At 72.3% G+C, this 12,839-nt stretch carries 6 protein-coding genes; 2 read left to right on the forward strand and 4 right to left on the reverse strand.

The window, feature by feature from the left end:
- Positions 1 to 10: 10 nt before the first annotated feature.
- The 4 genes from fxsT to LQ51_RS25810 all read right to left on the reverse strand — a co-directional run bounded on the left by fxsT (position 11) and on the right by LQ51_RS25810 (position 7,105).
- Positions 11 to 3,898 carry an FxSxx-COOH system tetratricopeptide repeat protein gene (gene fxsT / locus LQ51_RS25795; protein ID WP_052745063.1) on the reverse strand — a complete coding sequence of 1,296 codons (3,888 nt, stop codon included), beginning with the start codon at positions 3,896 to 3,898 and terminating at the stop codon, positions 11 to 13.
- 91 nt (positions 3,899 to 3,989) lie between these two features.
- Positions 3,990 to 5,399, reverse strand: a complete 1,410-nt coding sequence (locus tag LQ51_RS25800; RefSeq protein WP_046570048.1) for a VMAP-C domain-containing protein — start codon at positions 5,397 to 5,399, stop codon at positions 3,990 to 3,992.
- A 135-nt stretch (positions 5,400 to 5,534) separates the two neighbouring features.
- Positions 5,535 to 5,969 carry a hypothetical protein gene (locus LQ51_RS25805; protein ID WP_156313227.1) on the reverse strand — a complete coding sequence of 145 codons (435 nt, stop codon included), beginning with the start codon at positions 5,967 to 5,969 and terminating at the stop codon, positions 5,535 to 5,537.
- 155 nt (positions 5,970 to 6,124) lie between these two features.
- Positions 6,125 to 7,105, reverse strand: a complete 981-nt coding sequence (locus LQ51_RS25810; protein ID WP_046570051.1) for a helix-turn-helix domain-containing protein — start codon at positions 7,103 to 7,105, stop codon at positions 6,125 to 6,127.
- Between the two features lie 264 nt (positions 7,106 to 7,369).
- On the opposite strand from LQ51_RS25810, the gene LQ51_RS25815 reads away from it, so the two are divergent.
- Both LQ51_RS25815 and LQ51_RS32370 read left to right on the forward strand, forming a co-directional pair.
- On the forward strand, positions 7,370 to 8,350 hold the full coding sequence (locus LQ51_RS25815) for an MBL fold metallo-hydrolase (protein ID WP_231605887.1): 981 nt from the start codon (positions 7,370 to 7,372) through the stop codon (positions 8,348 to 8,350).
- A gap of 87 nt (positions 8,351 to 8,437) precedes the next feature.
- The coding region (locus tag LQ51_RS32370; RefSeq protein WP_156313228.1) for a fibronectin type III domain-containing protein at positions 8,438 to 12,839 on the forward strand (4,402 nt) is incomplete at its 3' end.

Here is a 12,839-nt window from a genome sequence, read left to right on the forward strand (position 1 = left end):
ACGCCTGCCGCTACAGCGGGAGCGGGTCGATGTCGCAATTGGCCCGTACGCCGGCGCCGACCGCCGCGACCGCTGGGTGCCGGGCACCGAGGGTCTGCCGGAGTTGCTCGAGGCTCGTGTCGAACAGCGTGCTCGCCTCCACGTCGCGCCCGAGGTCGCGGAGATCCATGGCGAGGTTCAGCGCGCACACGAGCGTGGTGGGATGAGCGTCACCGAGCACCCGACGACACTGTTCGAGGCTGTCGGCGTCGAGGGCGCGGGCCGCGGCGACATCGCCGAGGTCGTAATGGTCGCTCGCCAGATTGATCCGGGCGGCGAGCACCAGGGCATGGGAATCGCCGAGCCGGCCGGTCAGCCGCTGCACAGCCGCCTGATCCAGCTCCCGGGCCTGTTCGCACTCGCCCAGCAGCCGGAGCGTCACCGCCAGGTCGACCTGCGCGCCCGCCGTGTGCGGATGGTCCTCGCCGTACAGCCGGCGCAGCCCTTCCACCGCCACCTCCGCCGCTTCCCTGGCGGCGCGGAGGTCGCCGGTCAGCCGCTGGTCGATGGCGAACGTCAGCGTGGCGAGCACCGTGTCCGGATGGTCGTCGCCGTAACGGGTGCGGAAGCGGCGCAGCACATCGCTGGACAGGTCGAGGGCGTCGTGGTGGTGACCGGCCTTGCGCCGGAAACTCGCCAGCATGTGGCTCTGCCGCAGGACTTCCGGGTGGTCGTCGTACTTCAGCATCCGGCGGGCCGTGGCGACGACGGTCTCCTGGTTCGCGTGCGCCGCGACGTAGTCGCCCAGTTCCCGCCGATCGAGGTTGATGCCGCCGAAGGTACTCAGACTGTCCAGGTGGTCGGTGCCGTAGATCTGCACCCGGCGCTGGTAGGACTGCTCATCGAGCTGGAGCGCCCGACCGAACAGGCCGGACAGTCGCATGCTGACCGCGAGATTGTGCGCGGCGCGCAGCGTGAACGGCTCCTCCTCACCGAAAATCTGCTTCGCCTGTTCGTAGACGACGAGGGAGCGGTCCAGCGCACCGGCGAAGTCACCGGCCACCCGGTGGTCGGCGGCCACCGCGCCCAGCGCGTTCAAGGTCTCTTCCTGGTCCTCGCCGAGGGTCTGCCGGTAGAGCTCGAGCGTCTCGGCGTTCAGGCTCGCCGCGGCGGCGTAGTCACCGACGACGAAATGCATGAACCCGAGCCAGCTGGCCATGCGCAGGCTGTCCGGGTCGGCCTGGTCGCCGTCCGCTCTCCAGGCCGTCCACGCCCGCTGCGACAGGTCCCGGGCGGCGAGGTGGTCACCCCAACGCCAGAGATACATCGCCTCGTTCAGCACCATGTCCCGCACGAGTTCGTTCGAGCACCCCTCCGCTCCCGAGGCGACGATGTGCGGGTACAGCTGGGCGTACCGCGGCCAGTGATCAGCGTCGTCGGGCTGGTCGGGGTCGTTGCCGGCCAGCAGCATGTGGGCGCCGTGCCGCAGGGCGTCCCGGTCCTGCGGATCCATCTGGTTGATCAGTACGCGTTGAACCAGGCGGTGCATCTGGAAGGAGTTCGTCCGGTGGTCGATCCGCGCCAGCGAGAGGCGGCCGATCGTGCGGATCGCCCGGTTGAGGCGGACCGGGTTGCGGACGAGGAGATCGAGATCGGGATGGATGCGAAGCGCGCGCGGCTTCGACAGGAGTACCTTCCCGATCGGCTCGGGCGCGAAGAACGAGCACATCTGCAGCAGCCGGAGTGCCGGCAGGTCCTGGCCGCGTAGCCAGTTGAGCGACACGTTCCACGCCGCGGCGACGAGCTCCGGGTAGTCCTGCTGGGTGCTCTCCTCGTCGAGGACCGGCCGGCTCGCGTCGAGGAGGTCCAGGTATTCGTCGGCCGGCATGCGGGTCTCCGCGCGCCAGGCCGCCGCCTGCTCGATGGCCAGGGGAAGGTCGCCCAGAGCCGCGGCGAGTCGGTCGGCATCGTCGACGGCCAGGTCCGGCCCGCGACGGCGGAGCAGATCGATGCTCTCCTGCCGTTCGAACACGTCGACCGGGAGACTGTTCGCGACCTCCCGCCACGCGCCGTTACGCGAGGTGACGACGATGCTGCCCGGGCCGCCCTTGGGGAAGAACTGCTCGACGCTGTCGGGGTCCTCGGCATTGTCGAAGACGAGCAACCAGTTGGAGTACGGGCGGCCGATCCGCAGGGCCTCCAGGGCCGCCGGCACCGCCGTGTTGGCGGTGGACGGGACCGGCAGCTCCAGGCGTGCCGCCAGCTCCACCAGCGCGGACTGGATCTGCGCCGGTCGCTCGGCCGGGATCCACCAGATGAGGTCGAAGTCCTGCTGATGGAGGTAGACGTACTCGATGGCGAGCTGGGACTTGCCCACCCCACCGGCGCCGTGCAGCGCCTCCGGCAGCACGGCGGTGGTGCCGGCGCTGAGGCGCTGGTGCAGGGAGTCGAGCAGTTCCCGCCGGCCGGTGAAGTTCGTATTTCTCAGCGGCAGGTTGCCGACGATGGCCGGTAACTGCCCGTCGAGCCGTTGTACCGGCTGCAGGTCGTTGGTCGGACGCCTGCTCGGGAAGATGCCCCGCTCGGCGTCCAGCGTGATCTGGGCGGCGGTGCCGAACGAGCCCTCCGGGTCCGGCGCGTTCACTCTGTCAGACATTCCGGACTCCATGGTCCTGTGAGCGATTACGGAAGGTGGCTGCAGTACTCGACGTACCTGCCGTGGGATGGGCGAGCCGAGCGACTGACCCAGCCGCGCGGCTGCGACGAGGTTCGGCCCGCCCAGTGAGAGGTGGACAGCCAGTTCGACCCGCAGGTACGGCTCGGCGGCCGGCGTGACCCGTTCGTACGACGCGTTCCGCGGATCCTTGACCCGCAGGGTCAGGTTGCGCACCGCCTCCACGTCGTGCGCGAGTTCGTACTCCACCAGGTGCTGCACCTCGACGGTGCGGTCGCGGTACCCGAGCGTAAGGAGCCGCTCGCGCACGCCGTGCACGAATTCGTACCTGATGCTGGTGTCGCCGCTCGCCGCCGCCCGCGGAACCGGCCGCACCAGGTCGCTCGTCAGCACCTCGGTCAACTGTTCCGGTCCCGAGCGGATCATGGCCCTCGCCACGGCGCGAACCACGCGGACGGTGAGTGGCGCGGCCGCCAGGCGGGTCGCCAGCGCGAACGCGGTCGGCGACATGGTGGCCCGGAACCGGGCGACGAGGTCGTGAGCGGTGAGCGACCGGCCCGGACGACGGCTCGGCGGCCTGTCGGGCGGCAGGAGCAGAGCAGGCATCCGCAGCTCGCCCGTTGCCGGCTCGGCCAGCAGGCGGCTCCATCGCCGCAGCCAGTCCATGCCACGTTCGATGACCGGCACCGCCGTCAGCGGGGCGTGGTCCTCTCCGTCGGTGGGACGTAGGTCCGGGCCGCTCACCCGCCACGACGACCGAGCGGTGGTCGATCCCGCGCCGTCCAGGCGCCACGTCACCTCGGTCGTCTCCATGGCCCGCTCGCGCCAGCGCTGCTGGGGTAGCAGATTGACCACGGCAACGGTTGCGCTGTCGGCCCACGAGACGAGCACTGGGTGGACGAGCCCGGCCCGCCATGCGTCGGAACCGCCGTGCGTCACCAGGAAGATGACCCGCTGGCCGGCGGCACCGACCAGGCTCGCGGGCGGGGCGTTCACCGAGTCGGGCTCGTCGGTCACCCACACCGCGCCGTCCGCCACGGCCAGGCGCTTGACCTCGACCGAGGCGAAGGCGCGTTGGGCCCGCAGCACCGCGATGAACGTCGAGATCTCGTCGGCCCAGAGGTCCAGCACCGGGTCGTGGTCGAGGACCACGATGAGCTCCCGGCCGTCGGGCGCCGGCTCGACCCCGAGGCCCTCGGCCTGCCGGCTCCCAGGGGTGGCGACCGCCGGCGCCGGCCGGCTCATTTCGGACCCGCCGACGTGGAGATGCGCCGCGGTGAGCGCGGGCCAGGGCAGGCCCCGCCGGCGGCGAACCACGTCCCGTGGTCGATGCCGCTCATGCCGAGACCTTTCGCCTGTCGCCGTCGGCAGAGGCCGCTCCTCCTGGCTGCCGATCCGGGTCGTCGAACAAAATCACCAAGCCGTGTCCCATGTGCTGGCCGAGCCCTTCGGGGTCCTCACTCCACGCCAGCTGCCGGAGACGCGCGGCACGGTGCGGAAGCTCGACCACCCCTCGGCCCGACGTCTGATCGCCGATCATCGACGCGACAGTCTCGCACAGGTCCTCAGTGGATGGTGAGTTGCGATGCCAGACGATTGCCGGAACTCCCGACCGCAGCCCGACGAGCAGTTGGCGTTCGCCGTCGCTGTCGGCGGTCGGGGATTCGCTGAGCACCAGGACCGCGACGCTGCTCTGGCGGTTGAGGGTTGCCTTGAGTTGGACATCGACCTGGTGCCGCGACGCGCAGTGGATCAGCTGCCGGCCGCCGTCGGTGCTGGCGAGGCCCTGCCAGCGGCTGCGCCAGACCCGGTGCCACTGGCTGGCCCGGATGCGCTCCAGGCTCCTGATCACCAGGGGGTATTCCGTGGTGAGGGGACTCGGCAGCAGCGATTGAAGTTCCTTGCGCCAGGTGTCGACCGGTTCGTTGATCAGCTGCCAGGGCAGGACAAACTCGATGGTCACCGCACCGGCCTGATCCGCCCAACGGCGTTCGGTCTCGTTGATGACCTGGTCGACGGCTGCCTCGAGTTCGCCGTACGGGACGTGCCGGTCCTCGCCGCGGATCGGTTGCCAGACCGGGGACGCCCACTGGTACCAGTGCGAGACGATGTAGGTCTCGTCGTCACCGCCGTACTTCTCGAACTGGATGACCAGGTAGGCCGTGCCGACGGGCGCCGGAGGCTCCGGTTGGGGCGCGTCGATCTGGTCCGTGACCCCCCAGTCCTGGGCCAGCCGCGCGACGAATTCGCGCATCCGGTCGAGGGACGCCTCCGGTACGGCGGTCACCAGTCTCTCCAGCAATGGAAGCCACGGCGGCACCGATCCGTGCGAGTTCGCCGACGCGAGGTGCGTGAAGAGATCCCAGGCGGTCCGGCACCAGGGTGGGGCCGGTGCCGCGCGGGTCTCGGCGACGAACCGCCGCAGCTCCCCGGTCGCGTCGACCGTGGACAGCAGGCCCCGCAGCCACGGAACGTCGTAGTCGGTGAGTAGCTCGATCGCGTGCCACTCGTCGGCCAGTCGCAGCAGCGCGACGGTATGGTCGCTGCCGGGTTCGAGCAGCTCCATGCACTCGACGAGGCAGCGCAGCCCGCCCGGGCGATCCACGCACACCGTCACCAGCTCGACGATCTGGGCCCGCAGCACACTCAGCTCCCGGTAGCCCAGGGCGCCGGCCAATGTGTGGCTGAGTTCCTGGAGCAGTAACTGGCGGCTGCTCGGGTCGCGGATGACCGGCGACGCCTCCATGACGGTCGCGATCTGGCCGACGAGCCGGCGGCGTTCCTCAGCGACAGCCGGCGAGTAGCGCCGCGATGCCTCGCGAACGGGCCTCATGTCATCGCTCGCGGACGGGGCCCCGGCGGGACACCGCGGCCAGCGCCATCAGGAGGGCTCCGACCGGAACGGGTCGAGCGTCTCCAGCGTCTCGACGACGTCAGCGGCCTCGCCGGTCACCTCCACCCGCCGCCGCTGGACGCCGTCGTCGACGACGGCGCGCACAGTGACCTGACCGGTGCGTCGGCGCAGCATCGACTGCAGGGCGTACCACCCGGCGGAGGAGCCGATCCCGACGCCGATCTGGAGCAGAGTCTCGGTCACCAGGCCACGCGACGAGACGAAATCGCATTCCGCGGCGGGATGCCAGGTGTCGACGACCAGACCCGCGGCTACCAGCTCCTCCATCAGCGCCGGGGTCGACTCGGGGTAGACCGGGACGCCGTCGTCCTCGGCGAGCGGCAGAAAGGTCACGTCGGCGCCGGCTCTCGGGCCCAGGTCACGGTGGCGGTCCGTGACGACAATCGAGACCTTTGGTGACATGGGCCTATGGTATTAGCCGAGGCCGTGACCGTGGCATCGACGAAGTGTCGCCAACTTGACAGATTTCCATGCTGCTCACCCTTGACCTGCAACGCCACCCGCGACCGGGTACGGAAGTGACCGGTCGGCCGAGCGAGACGTGCACGGTCCGCCGTTCACGAGGTCGCGGCCGGCGACCGGCGGGCCCGGAACCGGGCGCGGTACGCCTGGGGCGAGATCCCGAGCTCTCGGCGGAAGGTGTGCCGCAGGTTGGCGGTCGACCCGATCCCGGTCCGGGTGGCGATCCGGCCGATCGGCTCGTCGCCGGCCTCGAGCATGCGTTGGGCGGCGAGCACCCGCTCCCGGGTGAGCCACTGGTGCGCGCTCATCCCGGTGAGGCGGTGGAAGTGCCGCGCCAGGGTCCGCGGGCTCATGTGCACCCGTTCGCCCAGCGACCGCAGCGACAGCGGCTGGTCCAGGTGCCCGCGGATCCAGTCCAGCAACTCGGGCAGCGGGTCGCCGGGGTCGGGGCTGAGCGGCGCTTCGACGAACTGGGCCTGCCCGCCGCTGCGGTAGCCGGCGAGGACCAGCCGGCGGGCGAGCGCGGCGGCGGCGTCCGCGCCGTAGTCCCCGCGTACCACGTGCAGGGCCAGGTCCATGCCGGCGGACATGCCGGCGGCGGTGAGGACGCCCCGGTCGTCGATGAACAGCGCCCGCGGGTCCACGGTGGCGGCGGGGAAGAGCGAGGCCAGCAGCGGCGCGGTCGCCCAGTGGGTGGTGACCCGCCGGTGGTCGAGGAGACCGGCGTGGCCGAGGATGAACGCCCCCGTGCAGATCGACATGATCCGGGCCCCGCGCCGGTGTGCCCGGCGCAGGGCGGCCAGCAGCGGCTGGGGCGGCACCTCGTGTTCCCTCGTCCAGCCGGGCACGACGAGCAGGTCGGCGGTCTCCGCCTCGGCCAGCCCGTACGGGGCGGACACGGTGACCCCGCCGTCCAGCTCGACCGGCCCGGGTGCGATGGCGCAGGCCCTGGTCCGGTACCACGAGCCGAACCGGTACGCGTAGTCCACCCCGAAGATCTCGTTGACCGTGACGTAGTCGAAGCTGCCCGCGCCCGGGTACGCCAGCATCGCCACGCTCGGCCCCTCGACCGGCATCGCAGACCTCCCCGCCTCGTTCGCCGCGCGGCCCAGCGGGCCGGCGTCCGGTGGGTCAGCCGGGCCCGCCGCGCGGCGCCGATCCGATTCTAGAAACGGGCCCGGCCGCACCGGCGGCGCGATCGGGACAGCCGTCGCCAGGATCCGGTCACTGCCGTCCCGGCCGGGCCCACCCGGCGGAATCCGGCTCTAGCGTCGTCGCCGTTCCCGCCGGAGCGGACCGGTCCGGTCCCCCCGGCGACCTGCGAGGAAGAGGAGCCACCAGTGAGTGAGACAGCCGCGGAGTTCGGACGCCGGCGGTTCCTGATCGCCGCGACGGCCGTGACGGTGGCCGGGTCGCTGAGCGTCGCCGGCCCGGCGAGCGCGGTGGACGCCGGTCGGGCCGCCACCCGGGCCCGCGAGCTGCGCCGCGCCGGCCGACCGATGCCCGGATCCCGGCCGGTCGGCCCGTTCCAGGTGACGCCACTGCTGGACGCGTCGGGGCCGTTCTTCCTCGACCGCCAGCAGGCGTTTCCGGCGGCGACGCCGCAGGACTGGGAGTCGGCCCGGGCGGTCGACCCCGGCGCGTTCGGCCCGGGGGAGACCTGGCACCTGGACTTCCGTTGCTTCGCCATCCGGGGGCCGCGGGACCGGCTGACGCTGGTCGACGCCGGGGTCGGCCCGGCGGACAGCCCGGCCTCGGGCTGGGCGCCGGTGCCGGGCCGGCTGCCCGCCGAACTGGACCTCGCCGGCATCGACCCGGCGGACGTCGACACCGTCGTCCTGACCCACCTGCACGAGGACCACTTCGGCTGGTCGGTCGCGCCGGACGGGACGCCGATGTTCCCCAACGCACGTTACGTGGTGCAGCGGCGGGAGGTGGCGGCCCTGACCGCCGACGAGGCCGCGATGACGTACGTGGTGAACCCGCTGCGCGCGACCGGCCAGCTCGACCAGGCCGACGGCGTGGCCCGCCTGGCCACCGTGGGCCGGGGTGCCGGTGGCTGGATCGGTGTGGTGCCGACGCCCGGCCACACCCCGGGTCACCAGTCGGTGGTCGTGGACGGGGGCGGCCACCAGCTCATCGTCACCGGTGACGTGCTGGTGCACGCGGTGCAGCTGGTCGACCCGGGGGTGGGCTACCGGTTCGAGGCGGATCCGGAGGCGGCCCGGCGCAGCCGGGAGTGGCTGCTGGCCGAGGCGCGCGCCCGGGGTGCCGTGCTGGCGACCGCCCACCTGACCCGGCCGTGGATCGGCGTCGGCTGAACCGGCTGTCCAGATACTTGCGGTCCGTGTCCGGATCGCCACACCCAGCCGCACGCATCGATGGCTCATGATTCGAGGATGGCGAGCATGACGACTGACCATAATGGACATTCGACGGGGGTCATGCTCGGCCGTCCGCCGTTGGTCCCGGCGGCGCCGTGGCGGGCCGCCGTGGCGATCCTCGTGACGGTGGCGATCCTGCTGGCACCGGGGGCCGTGGCGAGGGCCGGGATCACCGCGGAGGGAATGTCGGCGGCGCAACTCAACGAGGCGTTCCGCGCGTACGGCGACACCGGCGGCAGGTGGAACGGCGGCGACAGCACGGCCTCGGTGCCGCTGCCCGACGGCCGGGTGGCGTGGCTCTTCTCGGACACGTTCGTCGGCGCGGTCAACCCCGACGGGTCGCGTCCCGACTTCCAGCCGATGATCCACAACTCGATCGTGGTGCAGGACGGCGCCACGCTCACCGGGACGCTGACCGGCGGCACCGTCGAGGAACCGCTGTCGCTCGTCGGCGCCGGCGGCGACGGCGATCCCGCGGACGCCGGCTACTGGGTCGGTGACGGCACCGTCGAGGGCTCCACCCTCCGGGTGCTCTACAACCACTACCAGCGGTCCGGGCCGAACCCCCTCGACCTGAAGCTGACCGGCACCGCCCTCGCGTCGTTCGACCTGCCCGGACTGACGTTGCGCTCGCTCACCCCGCTGCCGGTGGCCGACCGGATCGCCTGGGGCTCGGCCATCCTGGCCGACGGCGACACCACCTACGTCTACGGCACCCGGCTGGTCAACGACTCGGGGCCGGTGAAGCCGACCTACCTCGCCAAGGTGCCCGCCGGCGGCCTGACCGGGGCGTGGCAGTTCTGGACCGGCACCGGCTGGTCGGCCGCCGAGTCGGAGGCCGGCCGGCTGATGGCGGGCACCACCACCGCCTTCGGCGTGCAGCGGGTCGGGAACCAGTACGTCCTGGTCACCGTCGACGGCAACCTCGTGTTCAACGCGGACGTCGTCGCCTACACCGCGCCGTCGCCGACCGGACCCTTCACCGGGCCCGTCCACCTCTTCCGGGCCCCCGAACCGCGGCCGGGCAGAGAGATCATCGTGTACGACGCCCGGCTGCACCCCGAACTGGCCCGCCCCGGCAAGCTGCTCGTGTCGTACAACGTCAACAGCCTGGCGGCCGGCGACAACCGGGCGGACGCCCGCCTCTACCGGCCCCGGTTCGTGGAGGTCGACTGGCCGCGGCCGGTGCCGGACCCGGCGACCCTGCCGCCGGTGCCGGCCGGGCTGACCGTCACCGCCGACCAGCAGCGCACCGTCCAGCTCAGCTGGACCGCGTCGGCCGGCGCCACCGCCTACCGGGTCTACCGGCGCGACGTCTCGTACGGCCAGAGCCATCCGGTGCGGCTGCCGAACGACCTGCCGGCGTCGCCCTTCACCGACGCGGGCCTGGTCGACGGCCACCTGTACGAGTATTCGGTCGCCGCCGTCAACGCCAGCGGGGAGAGCGCCCGGTCCGGGCCGGCGCCGGTCATCGCCCGGGGCGGCCCGACCCAGCAGGGCAGCTTCGAGAGCGCGCCGGACGGCGCCGCGGTTCCCGGCTCCTACCTGGTGGACCTGCGCGCCAACGCCGCCGCCGGCGAGTACGGCACCGGCGAGGTCGCCAGCCGCCTGGTCGCCCGCTACGGCGGCACGCTGGACGCGGTCTACTCGGCCGTCCTGGGCGGCTTCTCGGTGACCGGCCTGACCGACGCCCAGGCCCGGCACCTCGCCACCGACCCGGCGGTCGAGGTCGTCGAGGAGTCCCGTGCCGGCACCCTGGACGGCGGTGGCGTGCAGGTGGATCCGCCGTGGGGGCTGGACCGGATCGACGGCGTCCGGGACGACCGGTACGTCCACCCCGGCACCGGCGACGGCGTCACGATCTACGTCGTCGACTCCGGCGTGCGGGACAGCCACCACGATTTCGGCGGGCGCGCCTCGCTCGGCACGAGCGTCCTGTTCAACCGCGACGATCCGGACTGCCGGCGGGAACACGGCACCCACGTGGCGGGCACCGCGGCGGGCTGGGAGTTCGGGGTGGCCAAGCGGGCCGGTGTGGTCGACGTGCAGGTGTCGTGCGGATCGCGGATCGACGGGGCGCACCTCGTCCAGGGACTCGACTGGGTGGCCCGCAACGTGCGCCGTCCGGCCGTGGTCAACATGAGCCTCAGCATGCCGGCCGGCAGCGGCCCGACGGCCAGCCGGATCGAGGCCGCCGTCACGGACCTGGTCGACGCGGGCGTGACGGTCGTCGCCGCCGCGGGCAACGACGCCATCGACGCCTGCCAGCGCATCCCGGCCCGGATCCCGTCGGTGATCACCGTCGGGGCCACCGACACCGGCGACGAACGCTGGGTCGACGCGCCCCACGGCAGCAACGTCGGCGGCTGCGTCGACCTGTTCGCCCCCGGCGCGGACATCTATTCCGCCGGCGTGGCCGACGACGAGGCGGTGGAGACCTACAGCGGCACCTCCATGGCGGCGCCGCACGTCGCCGGTGCGGCGGCGCTGGTGCTGCAGGCGCACCGGCAGTACCAGCCCGAGCAGGTGGCCGCCGCGCTGCTCGGCGAGGCCGAGGAGGACGTGGTCCGCGATCCCGGGCCCGGCTCGCCGAATCTGCTGGTGCGGGTGGCGCCGCCGCTGAACGACGCGCCCACCGGCCTCACCGCGACCCCGGCCGAGGACGGCACCATCGACCTGGCCTGGCAGCCGGTCGACGACGACGGGGTCAGCTACCGGGTCTCCCAGCGGGACGTCACCGCCGGGCAATCCGAGCCGGTGGAGCGGGAGCCGACGATCTACAGCGGCACCAGCGCGGTCGCCGACAACCTCGTCATCGGGCACACCTACGAGTTCACCGTGGCCGCCGTGAACGCCATGGCGGTCAGCCCTCCGTCGGAGGTGGCCACCGCGACGTCGACGGTCGCGCCGCCGCCCGCACCCGGCGGATTGACCGCGACCGCCCAGGGCACCGGCACCATCAAGCTGACCTGGACCGAGCCGCAGCCGGACGTCTGGTACTGGATCTACCAGCGCGACACCACCGCCGACGAGGAGGAGTTCACCAAGCTGCCGCTCCCGATCACCGAGTGCTGCGCGATGGAGGCGGGCTTCCTCCTCCACGGCCACACGTACGAGTTCAGGGTGAGCGCCAGCAACCGTGGCGGTGAGGGGCCGGCGTCGGCGCCGGCCACCGCGACCGCGTACTTCGACGCGCCGGCCGCCCCGACGGCCCTGCGCGCCACGGCCGGCGACGGCATGGCCACCCTCACCTGGGAGCCGTCGGCCACCGAGGACGTGTGGTACTGGGTCTACCAGCGGGACGCCACCGAGAACGAGGAGTGGCAGAAGCTGCCCCTGCCGCTCTCCGAGTGCTGCACCATGCCGGCCCAGTACCTCACCAACGCCCACGAGTACGAGTTCAAGGTGACCGCGACGCGGGGTTCGGAGAGCCTGGCCAGCAACGTGGTCCGGGTCAAACCGATGCCGCCGCTGCCCGGCCGGCCGACGAACCTGGTCCTCCAGCCGCTGTCCACCGGCGAGATCACCCTGACCTGGGACGCCCCCGGGCCGAACGTCTACCACCGGGTCTACTGGCGAGACGTCACCGCCGGCGAGACCACCTTCAAGCGTTCCGAGGTCCCCACCGACAAGACCACCGCGACCTGGGGCTTCCTCACCCACCTGCACACGTACGAGTTCAAGGTGACCGCCGAGAACCTCTCCGGCGAGGGGCCGGCGTCGGCCCCGGCGCAGGCCCGCAGCACGGTGGCGCTGCCGAAGGCGCCGACGAACCTGCGGGCCGTGCCCTCCGGCAGCCTGCAGATCCGGCTCACCTGGGACGCGCCCGGCCCGAACGTCCTCTACTGGGTGTACTGGCGGGATGTGACCGCGGGCGAGACCACCTTCCGCAAGTCGCAGTATCCGACGGAGCAGACCGAGGCGACCTGGCAGTACCTGGTCAACACCCACGTGTACGAGTTCACGGTGAGCGCCACCAACGTGGCGGGCGAGGGGCCTACCTCGGCGACCGCCCGGGCCACCGCCATCGGCATCGCCCCCCAACCACCGAGCAACCTCAAGGCGACACCCGGGGACAGCTTCGTCCGGCTCACCTGGACAGCCAGCCCGACCTCCGGCGTGCTGTACGTCGTCTACTACCGCAACGCCTCCCGCAACCAGTCCTGGCAGAAGATGCCGTACCCGGTCGACGGCTGCTGCACCTTCACGGCCGAGTACCTGACCAACGCCGAGCGGTACGAGTTCCGGATCGCCGCCAGCAGCGCCGCGGGGGAGAGCGACCCGACCAACGTGGCCGCCGCGACGCCCATGCCGGTCTTCCCGCAGCCGCCGACGAACCTGCGGGCCACCGCCGGCGACGGCAAGGTCACCCTGACCTGGTCGGCCAGCCCCACCCCCCGGGTGTACTACTGGATCGAGTACCGCA

The sequence above is a fragment of the Micromonospora sp. HK10 genome (assembly GCF_000982955.1).
Taxonomy (GTDB): domain Bacteria; phylum Actinomycetota; class Actinomycetes; order Mycobacteriales; family Micromonosporaceae; genus Micromonospora.

Excerpts from the sequence above, each read along its gene's own strand:
- LQ51_RS25805 (WP_156313227.1), bottom strand. The coding sequence starts at position 5,969 with ATGTCACCAAAGGTCTCGATTGTCGTCACGGACCGCCACCGTGACCTG.
- fxsT (WP_052745063.1), bottom strand. The coding sequence starts at position 3,898 with ATGAGCCGGCCGGCGCCGGCGGTCGCCACCCCTGGGAGCCGGCAGGCC.
- LQ51_RS25810 (WP_046570051.1), bottom strand. The coding sequence starts at position 7,105 with ATGCCGGTCGAGGGGCCGAGCGTGGCGATGCTGGCGTACCCGGGCGCG.
- LQ51_RS25800 (WP_046570048.1), bottom strand. The coding sequence starts at position 5,399 with ATGGAGGCGTCGCCGGTCATCCGCGACCCGAGCAGCCGCCAGTTACTG.